Below are 17,859 nucleotides of genomic sequence, written 5' to 3' on the forward strand. Positions count from 1 at the left end.
CACTGACTCCGAGCTGCCAGTAATCACGCTGGAGCCAAGGTTGGAACAGATATTGCTCAATAGTCTGCAGAAGGCGGGACAAGGCTCGGAAGAGGGCGTCCTGCTGGAGCCAAGCATGGCTGAGAAGCTGCAGCGCTCGTTGATCGATGCGGCGCAGCGTCAGGAAATGCAAGGTCAACCGGTGATTCTGCTGGTGGCCGGTCCGGTTCGCGCGATGCTCTCGCGCTTCGGTCGACTAGCAGTCCCGGGTTTGCACGTGTTGGCGTATCAGGAAATTCCTGACAACAAGCAAGTGACCATCGTTGCGACAGTAGGGCCCAACGGCTGAGGTAGTGGTTTATGCAAGTTAAGCGTTTTTTCGCCGCCGATATGCGTCAGGCCATGAAACTGGTCCGTGACGAGCTGGGCGCCGATGCCGCGATTATCGGCAATCGCCGAATCGCCGGCGGCGTGGAGCTGACGGCTGCCTTGGATTACAAGCTCTCGGCGCTGGCACCGCGTGTTCCGAACATGGAACTCGAGGATGAACTGCGCAAGACCCAGTCGCGGATCGTCACGGCCCAGGCCGAACTGAGCCTGCGCAGCGAAGGCGAGAGCGACAAGGCGACCAATCGCCAGCTGTTCGCCGGCCTGCCGCTGACCGCCGCCGAACCCCTGGTCGAGCCTACCTACACCGAGCCTGCACGCCCGGCGCCGGCACCTGCGGCCACTGGCGGTGTCGACCCGCGTGCATTCGACTCGATGCGTTTTGAACTCAATAGCCTGCGCGAATTGATGGAAGTGCAGCTGGGCTCCCTGGCGTGGAATCAGCTGCAAGGCAGCCGCCCGGCCCAGGCCAACCTGTGGCGCCGGCTGCAACGCATTGGCCTGTCCGGTCCGCTGTCGCGCGACCTGCTGGCAATGATCAGTGACATTGATGAACCCCGTCAGGCCTGGCGCATGTTGCTCGCGCACCTGGCGCGGATGATCGCGACACCGGAAATCGAACCCCTGGAAGAGGGCGGCGTGATTGCCATGGTCGGCCCTGCCGGCATGGGCAAGACCACCACCCTGGCCAAGCTCGCCGCCCGTTACGTGCTCAAGTACGGCGCGCAGAATATCGCGCTGGTGAGCATGGACAGTTACCGGATCGGCGCCCAGGAACAGCTCAAGACCCTGGGCCGCATCCTCAATGTGCCGGTGACCCATGTCGATCCGGGGCAATCCCTGGTGCAAGCGCTGGAGCCATTGCTGCGCAAGCGCGTGGTGCTGATTGATACCGCCGGCCTGCAGGCCAGCGATCCGGCGCTGCGCATGCAGCTGGAAAGCCTGGCCGGGCGCGGCATCAAGTCGAAAAATTACCTGGTCCTGGCAACCACCAGCCAGAAACAGGTTCTAACCGCCGCTTATCACAGTTACAAGCGTTGCGGGCTTGCCGGCTGCATCCTGACTAAACTGGATGAAACGGCCAGCCTGGGCGAGGTGTTGAGCCTGGCCATCAGTCATGAATTGCCGGTGGCTTACCTGACCGATGGGCCGCGGATCCCGGATGATTTGCATCTGCCGCGGCGGCATCAGCTGGTCAGTCGCGCAGTCAGCGTGCAAATGCAGGAAGAACCCAGCGAAGAAGCCATGGCTGACATGTTCGCTGATATTTACCACAGTCCCACCAAGCAGGTTGGCTGAGGTATTAATGAATCGTTTTTGTACCTACATCGATGGTCTGCCATGCATTGTTCAGTTGATGAACGCGCAGCCAGTAATGTGGCCTCCGTCTATGCAAGACAAGGTAAAGAAATAACATGGGCAGCATGCATCCCGTACAGGTGATCGCGGTGACCGGCGGCAAAGGTGGCGTCGGCAAAACTAACGTGTCAGTGAACTTGTCGCTGGCTTTGGCCGAGCTCGGACGGCGCGTCATGCTTCTGGACGCCGACCTTGGGCTGGCTAATGTCGACGTCCTTCTGGGGCTGACACCCAAACGTACCCTGGCCGACGTGATCGAAGGCCGCTGTGAGCTGCGCGACGTCCTGTTGCAAGGCCCCGGCGGCATTCGTATCGTGCCGGCCGCGTCCGGCACCCAAAGCATGGTGCACCTGACACCTGCGCAACACGCCGGCCTGATCCAGGCCTTCAGCGACATCGGCGATAACCTCGATGTGCTGGTGATCGATACTGCGGCCGGTATTGGCGATTCGGTCGTCAGCTTCGTGCGCGCCGCCCAGGAAGTCCTGCTGGTGGTGTGCGACGAGCCAACTTCGATCACCGACGCCTACGCGCTGATCAAGTTGCTCAACCGCGACTACGGCATGAACCGCTTCCGCGTCCTGGCCAACATGGCCCAGAGCCCGCAGGAAGGGCGCAACCTGTTCGCCAAGTTGACCAAGGTCACCGACCGCTTCCTCGACGTCGCCTTACAATACGTCGGTGCTGTGCCTTACGACGAAAGCGTGCGCAAGGCCGTGCAAAAACAGCGTGCGGTGTACGAAGCGTTCCCGCGCTCCAAGTGCTCACTGGCGTTCAAGGCGATCGCGCAGAAGGTCGATACCTGGCCGCTGCCGGCGAACCCGCGCGGGCACCTGGAATTTTTCGTCGAGCGCCTCGTGCAACAAACGGCAGGACCGGTGCTATGACCGCCAGTGGCTATAACCTCTACAAGAAATCGGCCCGCGATGCGCAGTGCGAGCTGATCGAGCGTTACGCGCCACTGGTAAAACGGATTGCCTACCACTTGCTCGCGCGTCTGCCCGCCAGTGTCCAGGTCGAAGACCTGATCCAGGCCGGGATGATTGGCCTGCTCGAAGTGTCGACCAAATATGACGCCAGCAAAGGCGCGAGTTTCGAGACGTACGCGGGCATTCGGATCCGCGGCGCGATGCTGGATGAAGTGCGCAAGGGGGACTGGGCGCCACGTTCAGTCCACCGCAATACCCGAATGGTCAGCGACGCAATTCGCTCGATTGAAGCTAAAACCGGTCGCGACGCTAAAGATCACGAAGTTGCGGCCGAACTCCAATTGAGTCTTGACGATTATTACGGGATTTTGAACGACACCCTGGGCAGCCGCCTCTTCAGTTTCGACGACCTGTTGCAGGACGGCGAACACGAAGGGCTGCACGAGGATGGCGCGAGTGCTCATACGGAGCCGTCGCGCGACCTGGAAGATGAACGCTTCCAGGCAGCGCTGGCGGACGCGATTGCCAATTTGCCGGAGCGTGAGCGACTGGTGTTGGCGCTGTACTACGACGAAGAGCTGAACCTCAAGGAAATCGGTGAGGTCCTGGGTGTCAGCGAATCGCGGGTCAGCCAGTTACACAGCCAGTGCGCGGCCCGTTTGCGGGGGCGTTTGGGGGAGTGGCGAGCGCGCTGAAGGCAGTGTGGGGACACTGCGAACCGGCTGGCGGGTTGTACATCCGCCGGTCGCGATCTGTTGTGCTCCACGCAGTCATCGAGTGCTTTGCCGGATTGAATGAAATGGCGTGTCCAGGTGCTGGGCGCGTTTAAGACTGCTTGGAGGTCGAATTGGACAAGAACATGAAAATCCTCATCGTTGATGACTTCTCAACGATGCGGCGGATCATTAAAAACCTGTTGCGTGACCTTGGGTTCACCAACACGGTCGAGGCCGACGATGGCACCACTGCCATCCCGGTCCTCAACAGCGGCAGCATCGACTTTCTGGTAACGGACTGGAACATGCCCGGCATGACCGGCATCGATCTGCTGCGCCACGTGCGCGCCGACGAAAAGCTCAAGCACTTGCCAGTGCTGATGGTGACCGCTGAAGCCAAGCGTGAGCAGATCATCGAAGCAGCCCAGGCCGGTGTTAACGGCTATGTGGTCAAGCCCTTCACGGCCCAGGCGTTGAAAGAAAAAATCGAGAAGATTTTCGAACGCATTGGTTGAGTATCTGCGCCACGGGGGAGCTATGGAGCAAATAGAATTTTCACAGGGCGATTTCGAATCGACCCTGAAAAAACACGCGGTCGAATTGGTCGAGAGCCTTGAAAAGGGCAAGTTCGGCGACGCTGTGCAACTGATCCATGAGCTCAACCAGACCCGTGACCGCGGCCTGTACCAGGAAGTGGGCAAGCTCACTCGCGAGCTGCATAGCGCGATCGTCAATTTCCAGATTGACCCGAACATGCCGCAAGCCGAGGAAGTCTCGCAGATCACCGATGCCACCGAGCGCCTGGGTTACGTGGTCAAGCTCACTGAAGCCGCCGCCAACCGCACCATGGACCTGGTGGAAAACGCTACGCCGCTGGTCAACGGCCTGAGCCAGGAGGCGCAGGCGTTGAGCACTGATTGGGGGCGTTTCATGCGTCGCGAAGTCGGGGCCGAAGAGTTCCGCGAGCTGGCTCGGCGGGTCGACGGTTTCCTGACCCGCAGCAGCGAAGACAATCGTGTGGTGGCGGGCAACCTCAACGACATTCTGCTCGCCCAGGATTACCAGGACCTCACCGGCCAGGTGATCAAGCGCGTGACTCAATTGGTCACCGAAGTTGAAAGCAATCTGCTCAAGCTCGTGCTGATGGCCAGTCAGGTGGACCGCTTTGCGGGCATCGAACATGACCGTCAAGCGATGCTCGCGGAAAAAGATCCACAAAAACATCTCTCTCAGGGTGAAGGTCCGCAGATTCATGCCGATAAAAGAGAAGACGTTGTGTCCGGTCAGGACGATGTGGACGATTTGCTATCCAGCCTTGGATTTTAGACCTGTAGGAGCACCCCATTAATGAGCTTCGGCGCCGATGAAGAGATCCTTCAGGATTTCCTGGTTGAGGCCGGCGAGATTCTAGAGCAACTGTCCGAACAGCTGGTCGAGCTGGAAAGCCGACCGGATGATGCGGATTTGCTCAATGCAATTTTTCGCGGTTTTCACACTGTAAAAGGAGGCGCCGGCTTCCTCCAGCTCAACGAGCTGGTGGAGTGCTGTCACATCGCCGAGAACGTGTTCGACATCCTGCGCAAGGGTGAGCGTCGCGTCGACTCGGAACTGATGGACGTGGTTCTCGAAGCACTGGACGCGGTGAACGGCATGTTCACCGAAGTCCGCGAGCGCAGCGCGGTTACCGCTGCCACGCCTCAATTGCTGGAGGCACTGGCGCGTTTGGCCGAGCCGCAATCGGCCGACGAAGCTGCACCGGTTGCCGAAGTGGCGCCTGTGGCAGAAAGCGAATCGGCTGACATCACGGACAACGAATTCGAACAACTGCTGGACTCGCTCAATGCGGTCAAGGCCCAGGCCGAAGCGGCACCCGCGCCAGTCAGCAATACCGCCGCAGCCAGCGACGAAATCACCGACGACGAGTTCGAGTCGTTGCTCGATCAGTTGCACGGTAAAGGCCAGTTCGCCGTCGACGCAGTGGTTGCACCAGCGGCACCTGCCGCACCGGTTGCGCCGAAAGCGCCAGGCGACAGCTCGGACATCACCGACGAAGAGTTCGAAGCACTGCTTGATCAGCTTCACGGCAAGGGTAACTTTGCCGTCGAAGCGCTGGAGTCGGCTATTGCCTCCGCCCCGGTAGCGCCGGTAGCGGCAGCACCGACTGCTGCCGCAGTGGGCAGCGATCTGATCTCCGATCACGAATTCGAAGCGTTGCTCGACGAATTGCATGGTAAAGGCAAGTTCACCGAGGTCGGCACGGCTACTGGTACCAGCGCTGCGGTTGCCGCTCCGGTGGCCAAGGCTGCAGCGCCCAAGCCGGTGGCGAAAGCGCCCGAGCCCAAAGCCGAAGCAGCCAAACCCGCGCCCGCCCGCGCACCGGCCGCACCGCCTGCGGAAAAGCCGGCCAGCGAAGCCGAGACCACCGTGCGGGTCGATACCGCGCGTCTCGACGAAATCATGAACATGGTTGGCGAACTGGTGCTGGTGCGTAACCGCCTGGTACGCCTGGGCGCCAACAGCGCGGACGAGGCCATGTCCAAGGCCGTGTCGAACCTCGACGTGGTCACGGCCGACCTGCAGACCGCGGTCATGAAAACCCGCATGCAGCCGATCAAGAAGGTCTTCGGGCGCTTCCCGCGCCTGGTTCGCGACCTGGCTCGCCAGCTCAAGAAAGAGATCGCCCTGGAGCTGGTCGGCGAAGAAACCGACCTCGACAAGAACCTCGTCGAGGCCCTGGCCGACCCATTGGTCCACTTGGTGCGCAACGCCGTCGACCACGGTATCGAGTCGCCGGAAGAGCGCGAAGCTTCGGGCAAACCCCGTGGCGGCAAGGTCATCCTCGCGGCCGAGCAGGAAGGCGACCATATCCTGCTGTCGATTTCCGACGACGGCAAAGGCATGGACCCGAACATCCTGCGCGCCATCGCGGTTAAACGCGGGGTCATGGACAAGGACGCAGCCGATCGCCTGAGCGATACCGAGTGCTACAACCTGATTTTCGCACCAGGCTTCTCGACCAAGACCGAGATCTCCGACGTGTCCGGGCGTGGCGTGGGCATGGACGTGGTGAAAACCAAGATCTCCCAGCTCAACGGCTCGATCAACATCTACTCGGCCAAGGGCCAGGGTTCGAAGATCGTCATCAAGGTGCCGTTGACCCTGGCGATCATGCCGACCCTGATGGTCATGCTCGGCAACCAGGCGTTCGCGTTCCCGCTGGTGAACGTCAACGAGATCTTCCACCTCGACCTGTCGCGTACCAACGTGGTCGATGGCCAGGAAGTGGTGATCGTGCGCGACAAGGCGTTGCCATTGTTCTACCTCAAACGCTGGCTGGTCGCTTCCGCCGCTCATGAAGAGCAGCGCGAAGGCCATGTGGTGATCCTTTCGGTGGGCACCCAGCGGATCGGCTTTGTCGTCGATCAACTGGTGGGCCAGGAAGAAGTGGTCATCAAGCCATTGGGCAAAATGCTCCAGGGAACCCCGGGCATGTCGGGCGCCACCATCACCGGTGACGGCCGCATCGCGCTGATTCTCGATGTTCCGAGCATGCTCAAGCGTTACGCCACCCGGCGTATTTGATTCTGGTGGAGCGGGGCGATCGAGCCTTCGCTCCATCTAACGGAGTGTTTATGGCAGTCAAGGTCCTGGTGGTGGACGATTCGGGTTTTTTCCGTCGCCGCGTCTCGGAAATTCTTTCGGCGGATCCCAACATCCAGGTCGTCGGTACGGCGACCAACGGCAAAGAGGCGATCGACCAGGCGCTGGCCCTCAAGCCGGACGTGATCACCATGGACTACGAGATGCCGATGATGGACGGCATCACGGCGGTGCGGCACATCATGCAGCGCTGCCCGACCCCGGTGTTGATGTTCTCCTCGCTGACGCACGAAGGCGCCCGGGTCACCCTGGATGCGCTGGACGCCGGCGCGGTGGATTTCCTGCCGAAGAATTTCGAAGACATCTCGCGCAACCCGGACAAGGTCAAGCAACTGCTGTGCGAGAAGATCCACACCATCTCGCGCAGTAATCGACGGGCCAGTGCCTACAGCGCGCCGGCCCCGGTCGCTGCACCGGTTGCGGCGCCTGCGCCAACGTCGACGAGCGTTGGCAGCTATGGCAACAGTGCGCCTGCGCGCCCGGCGCCAACTCCGGTTGCACCGCGTGCTTCTGCGCCAACTGCGGCGTCGTCTGTGCCCAAGCGCAAAGCCTACAAACTGGTCGCGATCGGCACCTCCACGGGTGGCCCGGTGGCGCTGCAGCGGGTGCTCACCCAACTGCCGGCGAATTTCCCGGCGCCGATCGTGCTGGTGCAGCACATGCCGGCAGCGTTCACCAAGGCCTTTGCCGAGCGCCTGGACAAACTCTGCCGCATCCACGTCAAGGAAGCCGAGGACGGCGACATCCTGCGTCCAGGCCTGGCGCTGCTGGCGCCGGGCGGCAAGCAGATGATGATCGACGGCCGTGGCGCGGTGAAAATCCTGCCGGGGGACGAGCGCCTGAACTACAAGCCGTGCGTAGACATCACCTTCGGTTCGGCGGCGAAATCCTATGGTGACAAAGTTCTGGCGGTGGTGCTGACCGGCATGGGTGCTGACGGACGCGAAGGTGCACGCCTGCTAAAACAGGGCGGCAGTACCATCTGGGCCCAGGATGAAGCCAGCTGCGTGATCTATGGCATGCCCATGGCCATCGTCAAGGCCGAGCTCGCCGACGCGGTATACAGCCTGGACGAAATCGGCAGGCACCTGGTCGAGGCGTGTGTCTGATGGATGTACTGAGCCTCATCGGGATCATCATGGCGTTCGTCGCCATCATCGGCGGCAACTACCTTGAAGGTGGTCACCTCGGCGCACTGGCGAACGGTCCGGCGGCGCTGATCGTGATCGGCGGAACCGTCGGCGCGGCGCTGCTGCAGTCACCGATGAGCGCGTTCAAGCGTGCGATGCAAATCCTGGTGTGGATTCTGTTTCCGCCGCGTGTGGACCTGGCCGGCGGCGTTGATCGCGTCGTCAACTGGAGCCTCACCGCCCGCAAGGAAGGCCTGCTGGGACTGGAAGGGGTGGCTGACGCAGAACCCGACAATTACTCGCGTAAAGGCTTGCAGCTGCTGGTGGACGGCGCCGAGCCGGAAGCGATTCGCAGCATTCTCGAAGTCGATTTCTACACCCAGGAAAGCCGGGACATCGAAGCCGCCAAAGTCTTTGAAAGCATGGGCGGCTACGCGCCGACCATCGGCATCATCGGTGCGGTGATGGGCCTGATTCACGTCATGGGCAATCTGGCTGATCCATCGCAACTGGGCAGCGGCATTGCCGTGGCCTTCGTCGCCACCATCTACGGCGTGGCCAGTGCCAACCTGGTGTTGTTGCCCATCGCCGCCAAACTCAAGGCCATTGCCCTGCGGCAGTCGCGTTATCGCGAAATGTTGCTGGAAGGCATTCTGTCGATCGCCGAAGGTGAAAACCCTCGCTCTATCGAGTTGAAGCTCCAGGGCTTCATGGATTGATGGGAGTAAAGGACGATGGCACGTCGCCGGCAACCTGAAGAACATGTGAACCATGAGCGCTGGCTTGTTTCCTACGCCGACTTCATTACGCTGTTGTTCGCGTTTTTCGTGGTGATGTACTCGATTTCGTCGATCAACGAAGGCAAGTACAAGGTCATTTCCGAGGCGCTCATTGGCGTGTTCAACGACTCTGATCGAGCGCTGAAACCGATCCCCATTGGCGATGAACGACCCAAGACCGTGACTCCGGCCAAGCCGCTGGTCAAGGACAGCGAGCAGCTCGACGCCGGCATCGCGCAGGCGGGTGACAATCCCTTGCAAAGCATTGCCGACGACATCAGTGCGGCGTTCGGCGACCTGATCAGTTCAAACCAGATGACCGTGCGCGGAAACGAGCTGTGGGTCGAGATCGAGCTCAATTCCAGCCTGTTGTTTGGCAGCGGCGACGCCATGCCCAGCGACATCGCCTTCAATATCATCGACAAGGTCGCGAGCATTCTGAAATCGTTCGACAACCCGATCCACGTCGAAGGCTTTACCGACGATCAACCGATCCGCACCGCGCAATACCCTACCAATTGGGAGCTGTCTTCGGCCCGTTCGGCGAGCATCGTGCGCATGCTGGCGATGCAAGGGGTAAACCCCGGGCGCCTGGCGTCGGTGGGTTATGGCGAGTTCCAGCCGGTGGCCAATAACGCCACCGCCGAAGGTCGCGCGCGCAACCGCCGGGTAGTGCTGGTGGTATCGCGCAATCTTGATGTACGGCGCAGCCTGACCGGTACAGGTACCGCCAATGCACAGCCGGACGCCGCGTTGAAGCGTGCTGGCACACAAACTGCACCTGCACCCGTCAAGCCGCCGGGACGAGAGAGCGCCGTCAATTCTCCGTCACCCGCATTAACACGCTGAGCTATTTCTCGGTCGGCATTTCGACCGGGAGGAATCATTCGAATGAGAGTCTGGGCAGTCGCCAATCAAAAGGGTGGTGTTGGTAAAACCACATCCTCCATCGCTTTAGCCGGGTTGCTGGCCGAGGCGGGCAAGCGCGTGGTCGTGGTCGACCTCGATCCCCACGGCTCCATGACCAGCTATTTCGGGTATGACCCCGATGCCCTGGAGCACAGCTGCTACGACCTGTTCCTGCATAAGGGCAGCGTCCCTGCAGGGTTGCCGGGGCAACTGTTGCTGCCGACCAGCCACGAGAGCATCTCGCTGCTGCCTTCGAGCACCGCGCTGGCGACTCTCGAACGGCAGTCGCCTGGCCAGAGTGGCCTGGGCCTGGTAATCGCCAAGAGTCTGGCGCAGTTGTGGCAGGACTTCGATTACGCAGTGATCGACAGCCCGCCGCTGCTGGGCGTGCTGATGGTCAACGCCCTCGCCGCGAGCCAGCAATTGGTGATCCCGGTGCAGACCGAGCACCTGGCCGTAAAAGGGCTGGAGCGCATGGTCAATACCTTGGCGATGATCAATCGCTCGCGCAAGCAGCCGCTGCCGTTCAGCATCGTGCCGACCCTGTTCGACCGACGCACCCAGGCGTCCATTGGCACGCTGCGCGTCGTGAAGGACATGTTCCCGGAAGAAGTCTGGCAGGGTTACATCCCGGTCGACACGCGCCTGCGCGATGCCAGCCGCGCCGGCCTCACGCCGTCGCAGTTCGACGGCAAGAGCCGCGGCGTGTTGGCGTATCGTTCGTTGCTCAAGCATTTACTTGAGCAGCAACTCGTGCCGCAGGAGGCATGAGATGAACACATTCCCTGTAGGAGCTGCCGAAGGCTGCGATCTTTTGATCTGGCTTTGCGGCGCCCTTGAAAAGATCAAAGTCAAACGATCGCAGCCTGCGGCAGCTCCTACGAAGGAGTGCGCATGAATCGGCCAGTGAAGGTCACCTCACGTCCACAATTGGCGCTGCAGTCCTATCTCGACAGTTTGCTGATGGACGCGACCGAAGACCTGCCGGTTGAAGTGGAAACGGTCGAGTTAGAAACCGTCCTGGACGAGTTCCAGGCGGCTGTGCTTGAAGAACAGGCCCGGGATGCGCAAACGCCTGCTGTGGTTAGCGCATCGGTGGTTATCCCGGTCGAGAAGGCCCCGGTCGTGCTGATCGAAGCGCCCGCGCCCGTATCAACCATCGCGCCGCTGCTCCAGGCCCTGGTGCCTCCAGTTGTCGAAGTCCATCTGCCGCCCGGCAACACCCTGCCGCCAGTGGAAAGCAACGGTCGCCCCGCCTGGGCCGCCGAGCCCTTTGAATGCCTGTTGTTCGATGTGGCCGGGCTGACCCTGGCGGTGCCGCTGGTGTGCCTGGGCTCGATCTACTCCCTGGAAGGCCATGAACTGACTCCACTATTCGGCCAGCCGGACTGGTTCCTCGGGATATTGCCAAGCCAGGCCGGCAACCTGAAAGTCCTCGACACCGCGCGCTGGGTAATGCCCGACCGCTACCGCGACGATTTTCGCCAGGGCTTGCAGTACGTGATCTCGGTCCAGGGCTACGAATGGGGGTTGGCGGTGCATCAGGTCAGTCGCTCCTTGCGCCTGGACCCGAACGAAATCAAATGGCGCAGCCAGCGGGGCCAGCGCCCGTGGCTGGCCGGCACCGTGATTGAACACATGTGTGCGTTGCTCGATGTTGCCGAGCTGGCGCAATTGATTGCCAGCGGCGGAGCAAGGCACATGGGCGGCAAAAAGCCTGCTCACCAGCCGACATAACAAAACTGGCAGCGACCGGTTGACGGCCGCTGCACCGAACACACACCGCCACGGCGGTTTTTTGAGGGGTCAGGGTATGAATGATAAGGCGACGGCGGCAAAGGGTTCTGAAGATCCGATCCTGCAATGGGTAACCTTCAAGCTGGACAATGAAACCTACGGCATCAACGTGATGCGCGTTCAGGAAGTGCTGCGCTACACCGAGATCGCCCCGGTTCCAGGTGCCCCAAGCTACGTACTGGGCATCATTAACCTGCGCGGTAACGTGGTCACTGTGATCGACACCCGCCAGCGCTTCGGCCTGATGAACGCCGAGATCAGCGACAACACCCGTATCGTCATCATCGAGGCCGACAAGCAAGTAGTTGGGATCATGGTCGACAGCGTCGCTGAAGTGGTTTACCTGCGTCAGTCGGAAATCGAAACTGCACCCAACGTCGGTAACGAAGAGTCCGCCAAGTTCATTCAAGGCGTGTGCAACAAGAACAACGAACTGCTGATCCTGGTCGAGCTGGACAAGATGATGAGCGAAGAAGAATGGTCGGACCTGGAGAACATCTGATTGATTCTTGAGGTCGCGCTCATTGTCCTGTTCCTGTTCTGGGCGGGCACCCTGGCAATGTTCCTGGCGTACGTTCGTGCGCAAAAACTGCTCGCCGCGCAACAGGCCGAGGGCGACGCGCTGCGCGATCAGCGCATCAAGGACCTGGCCAGGCGCGTGGAGAATTACCAGGACGGTAATGTGCGCATGGGTCAGGAGCTGCAGGAGCTGCGCGCGGTGGTCGGGCCATTGCCGGACAAGCTGGTGCAGCTCGAGCAGCGCGACCCGTCGAGCCTGTCGTTCGCCCAGGCCGCGCGCCTGGTGGGCATGGGCGCCAGCGCCGAAGAGCTGACGGCGTCTTGCGGCCTGACCCAGGCCGAGGCGGAATTGATGCGCAAGTTGCACAAGAACTAACCGTCATTACCCTGTTACTTTAGCTAGTTGTGCCATTCTTTCGAAAGTTTTAATTTGTGTTCGAGCTTGCAGTGCAAGTTCGAACACAAATTCATTAATTTCGATTTTAAGGAATGTATTGCATGGAACAGCAACCAGTTCGCCATAATGGGGTCATTGAATCTTTTGAGTTGGAAGATCCGACTTGGCCAGTCATTACGCCGAAGGCGAAAGGAAAGGTTCGCTCCGCACTCGATGGTAATCTCTATGAACTGCGCGGGGTTGAAGCTATGCAGATGAATCGTCCACTGCCGCTTGTAGGTCTGCGTATTTCTTTCCATCTTTACCGAGTGGATGGTAAGACAATCGTTGGCGATATTCAGCCGGAAAGTGTGTCCGATAGTTGAGTGAGGTGTAAGTCGAAGTAGTTGTGTTGGCTGCGCTCTGAATGAGCACAGTCAACACTTAACCATTTAATAATCATCGCCCTTGTCAGTGATGTCGCGCTCCACTATCCCGGCATCCGGGTCCCGCCCTTCAGGAAACTTCCCCTTCAACTTCCAGGCAAACGCAATAATCTCCGCAATCGTACGATACAACTCCTCCGGAATACTCTCTCCCAACTCCATTCGCGCCAGCAACTTCACCAATTCGGCGTTCTCGTAAATCGGCACTTCGTAATCGCGGGCAATTTTCAGGATCGCTTCAGCCAGCGCATCGTCGCCTTTGGCCGTGAGGGTCGGGGCGTGGGTGCCGTCGTATTTGAGGGCGATGGCCTGGCGTGGGGTGTCGGTATTGCTCATGCGGTTTCATCCACCCAGCGTTGTTCGAGACGGGTTTGCGGGCCTTGGGGCGGGGTGCCGAGGTGGCAATCGATATCGCCGACGTTCAGGCCTGAATCCAGCAGCTGCTGGCGCAGGGCGGCCATGTTGCGTTCGATCAGGCTGGCAGTGTACGGCCGTTCGGCCCACAGTTGGCCGGTCAGGCTGCCGCTGATCAACTGCGCCTGAACCTGCAATGGCCCCAGCGGTTCCATGTCGAACGCCAGTTCAACCCGCCATAGTTGCTGCTTGGGCGGGCGATCTTCGTGCCGGTCCTTTGGCGGTTCTTTTTCGGGAGCGTCCTCGCGCTGGAATTTGACCTGCAGCGGCACGATGTCCTGCAGGTTACGCATCGGAATCTCCAGTTGCCAAGTACTCATCAAGCGCCCATCAGCGGTCACGCCGGTCTGTTCGAGGCTCGATAGCTGATGGCTTTGCAGGCGCGACACCGCAGCCGCTGCCAGGCGCAGCAAGTGCTCAAGATCATCTTCGCCTTCAGCGCTTTGCAACAGGCGATCGGCGATCGGGAAGCTGGTGGGTGAAGGCTTGGCGCTGACCTGGCTGAGCATGCCCAACGCGTTGCGCATGAAGCTCGGCATGGCCTGGGCCAGGGTGTTGGCGGCAATGATCGCGTTGAGGTGCGTGTTGGGAGCGGGGCTCAGTTGGGCGATAAGTCTGAGCAGATCACCTTTCATATCCGGCGCCAGCGATGGGTTTTGCCCGTTAAGCAGCTTCGATTCGAGGAAGACGCCGCTGTTCGCCAGCGCCAGGGCCAGGCCCTTGGCGCTGCTCAGTTGCTGGATATCGGGCAGGCCGGCGAGCAACTTGTCCACTGCGGCGCGCAGGTCGCTGGAGGTCTGGTCCGTGGCGGGCAGGTTTTGCAACAGCTTGAGCAACCCGTCCAGAGAACCCTGGCGGCTTTGCTGACTGGCCAGTTGCTGGGTCACCGCCAGTTGCTCCGAACGGCTGCCCAGGGGCACGAACTTCAAGGTCTGGCTGTCCTGTACCAGGGCGCTGAGCAGGGTGCCGATGCGCAGCGGCGTCGGGCTGTCGATGCTCAGGGTGCTGCCGCTCAAGGCCGTGTTGAGCAGGCTGACCATTGAGCGATACACGGTAGGTTGCCCTGACTCTTGCGGCATCACCTGGGAGGTCAGCACCTTGCCTTGCAATAAGGTACCCGCCGGCAGTTGCGCGGTGTCGAGGCGGTTGAGGGTGGCCGCGCTGGAGGCGAGGGCCTGTTGCAGGGTGATGGCCAGGTTGCCCGCCGAGGGCTGGGTGATCGCCAGGCTAGTGCCCTGGGGCAGCGGCTGGGTGCTGGTGGCCTGAAGCGTGGTCTGGCGGCCGCTTTCCAGGGTGATCTTCAACAGCAGCTGGAAGGCCTGGTCAGCTTGCTTGAGTGACAGCACCTCGGCGTTGGCGGACTGGCCGGCGGAAATCAGGCCTTCCATGGGCGTCGCCAGCTTGAGCAACTCGCCGCTGGCCGGGGGGCGCGAATTGGCCGGCGCATTCTGCGAGATTGGGAGGATGTTCATTTCGCCTGTCATACGCGGTCACAACCTGAGGAAATTGCACTCTTGAGAGTAGGAGATGGCATGTATAATGCCGCCCCGTCGTCTATGGGGCGCGCGAAACGATGCATTTGTTTGACGCAGCTCTCCATAACGGGCCGCCAATGCATTTATCCTGCATCTCTTTAGCGGCCGCAATACCGCCGACTTGAACCGTAAAGGCCCGTGATCTCTTGACCAGTCCAGTCCTGCAAACCGTTGCCCTTGCCTGTGAGCGAGACCTTCGGCTGCTTTTCGAAAATCTCGAATTGAGACTGGCCAGTGGCGAAATGGTGCAAATCAGCGGCCCCAACGGTAGCGGTAAGACCAGTTTGCTGCGCCTGTTATCCGGGTTGATGCAGCCGACCGCCGGTCAAGTGCTGCTCAACGGTCAGCCGCTCAACGAACAGCGCCACGAATTGGCGCGCAATCTGTTGTGGATCGGCCACGCCGCAGGGATCAAGGACTTGCTGACGCCTGAAGAGAATCTCAGCTGGCTCTGCGCCCTGCATCAACCAGCGTCCCATGAAGCCATCTGGCAGGCGCTGGGTGCCGTCGGGCTGCGCGGGTTCGAGGACGTTCCCTGTCACACCCTGTCCGCCGGCCAGCAACGTCGCGTGGCGCTGGCTCGGTTATATCTGGACAGCCCGCCGTTGTGGATTCTCGATGAACCTTTTACCGCGCTGGATAAACAGGGCGTGGCGCAACTCGAGGAGCACCTGGCAGCCCACTGCGAGCGCGGCGGCATGGTGGTGTTGACCACCCACCATACGCTGAGCCGGATGCCAGCCGGCTACCGTGACATTGATCTGGGGAACTGGGCCGTATGAGTGTTTTTGGCCTGTTGGTGGCCCGCGAGGCCCGTCTGCTGTTTCGTCGTCCGGCTGAACTGGCAAACCCCCTGGTATTCTTCGCAATCGTGGTTTCACTGTTCCCTTTGGCAGTCGGACCCGAGTCTCAATTGTTGCAAACCTTGTCTCCGGGACTGGTCTGGGTAGCAGCCCTTTTGTCGGTCCTGCTCTCGCTGGACGGGCTCTTTCGCAGTGATTTCGAAGATGGTTCCCTGGAGCAGTGGGTCCTTTCGTCGCACCCCCTGCCTCTTCTGGTTCTGGCCAAGGTACTGGCACACTGGGCCTTCTCCGGCCTGGCCCTGGTGTTGCTGGCACCGCTGCTGGCGCTGATGCTCGGATTACCTGCCGCCTGTCTGCCAGTGTTGCTGCTGTCGCTGTTGCTCGGTACACCAGTGCTCAGCCTGCTCGGTGCGGTGGGCGCGGCGTTGACCGTGGGACTGAAGCGTGGCGGTTTGCTGCTGGCGCTGCTGATTTTGCCGTTGTACATCCCGGTATTGATTCTCGGCAGTGGCGCCTTGCAGGCGGCGCTGATGGGGATGCCGGCGACCGGTTATCTCCTGTGGCTTGGTAGCCTGACCGCCCTGGCGATAACCCTGACACCCTTTGCAATAGCTGCTGGCCTGAAGATCAGCGTCGGCGAATAATAATGAGGTCTGGTCATTTTTTGATCGCTCGCTTTTGAAAAAAAGGCAGACCCTTGGCTCTTCATAGCGAAGAGCAACCGTGATGGAAACAGTATGAACTGGACCTGGTTTCATAAGCTCGGCTCACCCAAATGGTTCTACGGCATCAGCGGTAGACTGCTGCCGTGGTTGAGCATCGCTGCAGTGCTGCTGATGGGTGTTGGTGTGGTCTGGGGCCTGGCCTTCGCGCCGCCCGACTACCAGCAAGGCAACAGCTTTCGCATCATCTACATCCACGTTCCCGCCGCCATGCTGGCGCAATCGATTTACGTGATGCTGGCGGTGTGCGGCATCGTCGGGCTGGTGTGGAAGATGAAGCTGGCCGACGTCGCCCTGCAATGCGCGGCGCCCATCGGCGCCTGGATGACCGCCGTGGCGCTGGTCACCGGGGCGATTTGGGGCAAGCCGACCTGGGGCTCGTGGTGGGTCTGGGATGCGCGACTAACGTCGATGCTGATTCTGCTGTTCCTGTACTTCGGTCTCATTGCGCTGGGCAACGCCATCAGCAATCGTGAGAGCGCCGCCAAGGCGTGCGCTGTACTGGCGATTGTCGGTGTGATCAATATCCCGATCATCAAATACTCGGTGGAGTGGTGGAACACCCTGCACCAGGGCGCGACCTTTACCCTGACCGAAAAGCCGGCGATGCCCGCTGAAATGTGGCTGCCGCTGCTGCTGACTGTCCTGGGCTTCTATTGCTTCTTCGGCGCGGTCCTGTTGCTGCGCATGCGCCTCGAAGTGCTCAAGCGCGAGGCCCGGGCCAGCTGGGTAAAAACCGAAGTGCAGAACAGCCTGGAGGCCGCACGATGAGTTTTGCTTCATTCGGCGACTTCCTCGCCATGGGCCATCATGGCCTGTATGTCTGGTCCGCCTATGGCATCTGCCTGGCAGTGCTGGCCCTTAACGTGGCGGCGCCGATCCTGGCCCGCAAGCGGTATCTGCAACAAGAGGCGCGTCGTCTGCGCCGGGAGAACGGCAAGTGAATCCGCTGCGCAAAAAGCGTCTTATCATCATTCTCGCGATCCTGGTCGGAGTCGGCGCAGCCGTCGGCCTGGCCCTCAGCGCCCTGCAGCAGAACATCAACCTGTTTTACACACCGACCCAGATCGCCAACGGCGAAGCCCCGCAGGACACACGCATTCGCGCCGGCGGCATGGTCGAGGCCGGTTCGCTGCAACGTACCGGCGATTCCCTGGACGTGAAGTTCAACGTCACCGATTTCAACAAGACCGTGACCATCAGCTACCGCGGCATCCTCCCCGATCTGTTCCGTGAAGGGCAGGGGATCGTCGCCCTGGGCAAAATCAACGCCGAAGGCGTAGTGGTGGCCGACGAAGTGCTGGCCAAGCACGACGAAAAATATATGCCGCCGGAAGTGACCAAGGCTTTGAAAGACAGTGGCATGTCGGCACCTACTCCTGCGAAAGAGGGCTAACTG

22 protein-coding genes are annotated in these 17,859 nt (G+C 60.7%); 20 read left to right on the plus strand and 2 right to left on the minus strand.

All coding sequences use genetic code 11. The annotated features are described in order from the left end of the window. The 15 genes from ORL50_RS23180 to ORL50_RS23250 form a co-directional block, all read left to right on the plus strand. Positions 1-328 (plus strand): FHIPEP family type III secretion protein (locus ORL50_RS23180; RefSeq protein ID WP_266018349.1); only part of this gene is annotated, 328 nt, incomplete at its 5' end. Between the two features lie 11 nt (positions 329-339). Further along, entirely contained in the window at positions 340-1,665 is a 1,326-nt protein-coding gene (flhF, locus tag ORL50_RS23185) for a flagellar biosynthesis GTPase FlhF (protein WP_266018350.1), read from the plus strand. Positions 1,666-1,781: 116 nt separating this feature from the next. After that, a complete protein-coding gene (fleN, locus tag ORL50_RS23190; RefSeq protein WP_045058906.1) occupies positions 1,782-2,612 on the plus strand; it encodes a flagellar synthesis regulator FleN in 831 nt (276 codons plus the stop codon). Then, the gene (gene fliA, locus ORL50_RS23195; RefSeq protein WP_122837952.1) at positions 2,609-3,349 is read left to right on the plus strand and encodes an RNA polymerase sigma factor FliA; all 741 of its coding nucleotides are present in this window, start codon (positions 2,609-2,611) and stop codon (positions 3,347-3,349) included. Before fleN ends, fliA begins: the two co-directional genes overlap by 4 nt. 164 nt (positions 3,350-3,513) lie before the next feature. Continuing rightward, positions 3,514-3,885 carry a chemotaxis response regulator CheY gene (locus ORL50_RS23200; RefSeq protein ID WP_003183998.1) on the plus strand — a complete coding sequence of 124 codons (372 nt, stop codon included), beginning with the start codon at positions 3,514-3,516 and terminating at the stop codon, positions 3,883-3,885. 22 nt (positions 3,886-3,907) lie between these two features. After that, positions 3,908-4,696 (plus strand): protein phosphatase CheZ, encoded by a 789-nt coding sequence (locus tag ORL50_RS23205; RefSeq protein WP_266018361.1) that lies wholly within the window; start codon positions 3,908-3,910, stop codon positions 4,694-4,696. Between the two features lie 21 nt (positions 4,697-4,717). After that, positions 4,718-6,952: a chemotaxis protein CheA gene (locus ORL50_RS23210; RefSeq protein ID WP_266018362.1), complete on the plus strand. Its 2,235-nt coding sequence runs from the start codon at positions 4,718-4,720 to the stop codon at positions 6,950-6,952. 50 nt (positions 6,953-7,002) lie between these two features. Further along, on the plus strand, positions 7,003-8,139 hold the full coding sequence (locus ORL50_RS23215; RefSeq protein WP_266018364.1) for a protein-glutamate methylesterase/protein-glutamine glutaminase: 1,137 nt from the start codon (positions 7,003-7,005) through the stop codon (positions 8,137-8,139). Further along, on the plus strand, positions 8,139-8,879 hold the full coding sequence (locus ORL50_RS23220; protein WP_045061205.1) for a flagellar motor protein: 741 nt from the start codon (positions 8,139-8,141) through the stop codon (positions 8,877-8,879). The genes ORL50_RS23215 and ORL50_RS23220 overlap by 1 nt, the downstream gene beginning before the upstream one ends. Before the next feature lie 15 nt (positions 8,880-8,894). Continuing rightward, positions 8,895-9,788 carry a flagellar motor protein MotD gene (gene motD / locus ORL50_RS23225; protein ID WP_266018367.1) on the plus strand — a complete coding sequence of 298 codons (894 nt, stop codon included), beginning with the start codon at positions 8,895-8,897 and terminating at the stop codon, positions 9,786-9,788. A gap of 42 nt (positions 9,789-9,830) precedes the next feature. After that, positions 9,831-10,619: a ParA family protein gene (locus ORL50_RS23230; protein ID WP_266018368.1), complete on the plus strand. Its 789-nt coding sequence runs from the start codon at positions 9,831-9,833 to the stop codon at positions 10,617-10,619. 123 nt (positions 10,620-10,742) lie between these two features. Then, a complete protein-coding gene (locus tag ORL50_RS23235) occupies positions 10,743-11,585 on the plus strand; it encodes a CheW domain-containing protein (RefSeq protein WP_266018369.1) in 843 nt (280 codons plus the stop codon). A gap of 76 nt (positions 11,586-11,661) precedes the next feature. Further along, positions 11,662-12,147, plus strand: coding sequence for a chemotaxis protein CheW (locus ORL50_RS23240; RefSeq protein ID WP_007946765.1), 486 nt, complete (start codon positions 11,662-11,664; stop codon positions 12,145-12,147). Then, the gene (locus tag ORL50_RS23245; RefSeq protein WP_266018372.1) at positions 12,148-12,540 is read left to right on the plus strand and encodes a DUF2802 domain-containing protein; all 393 of its coding nucleotides are present in this window, start codon (positions 12,148-12,150) and stop codon (positions 12,538-12,540) included. It abuts the gene before it with no gap. Between the two features lie 122 nt (positions 12,541-12,662). Next, a complete protein-coding gene (locus ORL50_RS23250; protein ID WP_266018374.1) occupies positions 12,663-12,926 on the plus strand; it encodes a hypothetical protein in 264 nt (87 codons plus the stop codon). A gap of 66 nt (positions 12,927-12,992) precedes the next feature. Here the strand turns inward: ORL50_RS23250 and ORL50_RS23255 are convergent, their stop codons facing one another. After that, positions 12,993-13,322: an EscU/YscU/HrcU family type III secretion system export apparatus switch protein gene (locus ORL50_RS23255; RefSeq protein WP_266018376.1), complete on the minus strand. Its 330-nt coding sequence runs from the start codon at positions 13,320-13,322 to the stop codon at positions 12,993-12,995. Further along, on the minus strand, positions 13,319-14,884 hold the full coding sequence (gene fliK / locus ORL50_RS23260) for a flagellar hook-length control protein FliK (protein ID WP_266018378.1): 1,566 nt from the start codon (positions 14,882-14,884) through the stop codon (positions 13,319-13,321). Before fliK ends, ORL50_RS23255 begins: the two co-directional genes overlap by 4 nt. A 197-nt stretch (positions 14,885-15,081) precedes the next feature. On the opposite strand from fliK, the gene ccmA reads away from it, so the two are divergent. The 5 genes from ccmA to ccmE all read left to right on the plus strand — a co-directional run bounded on the left by ccmA (position 15,082) and on the right by ccmE (position 17,856). After that, entirely contained in the window at positions 15,082-15,717 is a 636-nt protein-coding gene (gene ccmA / locus ORL50_RS23265) for a cytochrome c biogenesis heme-transporting ATPase CcmA (RefSeq protein WP_266018380.1), read from the plus strand. Then, the gene (gene ccmB / locus ORL50_RS23270) at positions 15,714-16,382 is read left to right on the plus strand and encodes a heme exporter protein CcmB (protein ID WP_266018381.1); all 669 of its coding nucleotides are present in this window, start codon (positions 15,714-15,716) and stop codon (positions 16,380-16,382) included. The genes ccmA and ccmB overlap by 4 nt, the downstream gene beginning before the upstream one ends. A gap of 93 nt (positions 16,383-16,475) precedes the next feature. Continuing rightward, the gene (locus ORL50_RS23275) at positions 16,476-17,231 is read left to right on the plus strand and encodes a heme ABC transporter permease (protein ID WP_266018382.1); all 756 of its coding nucleotides are present in this window, start codon (positions 16,476-16,478) and stop codon (positions 17,229-17,231) included. Further along, positions 17,228-17,404: a heme exporter protein CcmD gene (ccmD, locus tag ORL50_RS23280; RefSeq protein WP_008055370.1), complete on the plus strand. Its 177-nt coding sequence runs from the start codon at positions 17,228-17,230 to the stop codon at positions 17,402-17,404. The genes ORL50_RS23275 and ccmD overlap by 4 nt, the downstream gene beginning before the upstream one ends. Next, on the plus strand, positions 17,401-17,856 hold the full coding sequence (gene ccmE / locus ORL50_RS23285; RefSeq protein WP_266018383.1) for a cytochrome c maturation protein CcmE: 456 nt from the start codon (positions 17,401-17,403) through the stop codon (positions 17,854-17,856). Before ccmD ends, ccmE begins: the two co-directional genes overlap by 4 nt. The last annotated feature ends 3 nt before the right edge of the window (positions 17,857-17,859 follow it).

The sequence above is a fragment of the Pseudomonas sp. RIT-562 genome, assembly GCF_026241895.1.
In the GTDB taxonomy this organism is placed as follows: Bacteria; Pseudomonadota; Gammaproteobacteria; order Pseudomonadales; family Pseudomonadaceae; genus Aquipseudomonas; species Aquipseudomonas mandelii_F.

What these genes read in the sequence shown, in the direction of transcription:
- flhF (WP_266018350.1), top strand. Translation starts at nt 340, where the DNA reads ATGCAAGTTAAGCGTTTTTTCGCCGCCGATATGCGTCAGGCCATGAAA.
- fleN (WP_045058906.1), top strand. Translation starts at nt 1,782, where the DNA reads ATGGGCAGCATGCATCCCGTACAGGTGATCGCGGTGACCGGCGGCAAA.
- fliA (WP_122837952.1), top strand. Translation starts at nt 2,609, where the DNA reads ATGACCGCCAGTGGCTATAACCTCTACAAGAAATCGGCCCGCGATGCG.
- ORL50_RS23200 (WP_003183998.1), top strand. Translation starts at nt 3,514, where the DNA reads ATGAAAATCCTCATCGTTGATGACTTCTCAACGATGCGGCGGATCATT.
- ORL50_RS23205 (WP_266018361.1), top strand. Translation starts at nt 3,908, where the DNA reads ATGGAGCAAATAGAATTTTCACAGGGCGATTTCGAATCGACCCTGAAA.
- ORL50_RS23210 (WP_266018362.1), top strand. Translation starts at nt 4,718, where the DNA reads ATGAGCTTCGGCGCCGATGAAGAGATCCTTCAGGATTTCCTGGTTGAG.
- ORL50_RS23215 (WP_266018364.1), top strand. Translation starts at nt 7,003, where the DNA reads ATGGCAGTCAAGGTCCTGGTGGTGGACGATTCGGGTTTTTTCCGTCGC.
- ORL50_RS23220 (WP_045061205.1), top strand. Translation starts at nt 8,139, where the DNA reads ATGGATGTACTGAGCCTCATCGGGATCATCATGGCGTTCGTCGCCATC.
- motD (WP_266018367.1), top strand. Translation starts at nt 8,895, where the DNA reads ATGGCACGTCGCCGGCAACCTGAAGAACATGTGAACCATGAGCGCTGG.
- ORL50_RS23230 (WP_266018368.1), top strand. Translation starts at nt 9,831, where the DNA reads ATGAGAGTCTGGGCAGTCGCCAATCAAAAGGGTGGTGTTGGTAAAACC.
- ORL50_RS23235 (WP_266018369.1), top strand. Translation starts at nt 10,743, where the DNA reads ATGAATCGGCCAGTGAAGGTCACCTCACGTCCACAATTGGCGCTGCAG.
- ORL50_RS23240 (WP_007946765.1), top strand. Translation starts at nt 11,662, where the DNA reads ATGAATGATAAGGCGACGGCGGCAAAGGGTTCTGAAGATCCGATCCTG.
- ORL50_RS23250 (WP_266018374.1), top strand. Translation starts at nt 12,663, where the DNA reads ATGGAACAGCAACCAGTTCGCCATAATGGGGTCATTGAATCTTTTGAG.
- ORL50_RS23255 (WP_266018376.1), bottom strand. Translation starts at nt 13,322, where the DNA reads ATGAGCAATACCGACACCCCACGCCAGGCCATCGCCCTCAAATACGAC.
- fliK (WP_266018378.1), bottom strand. Translation starts at nt 14,884, where the DNA reads ATGACAGGCGAAATGAACATCCTCCCAATCTCGCAGAATGCGCCGGCC.
- ccmB (WP_266018381.1), top strand. Translation starts at nt 15,714, where the DNA reads ATGAGTGTTTTTGGCCTGTTGGTGGCCCGCGAGGCCCGTCTGCTGTTT.
- ORL50_RS23275 (WP_266018382.1), top strand. Translation starts at nt 16,476, where the DNA reads ATGAACTGGACCTGGTTTCATAAGCTCGGCTCACCCAAATGGTTCTAC.
- ccmD (WP_008055370.1), top strand. Translation starts at nt 17,228, where the DNA reads ATGAGTTTTGCTTCATTCGGCGACTTCCTCGCCATGGGCCATCATGGC.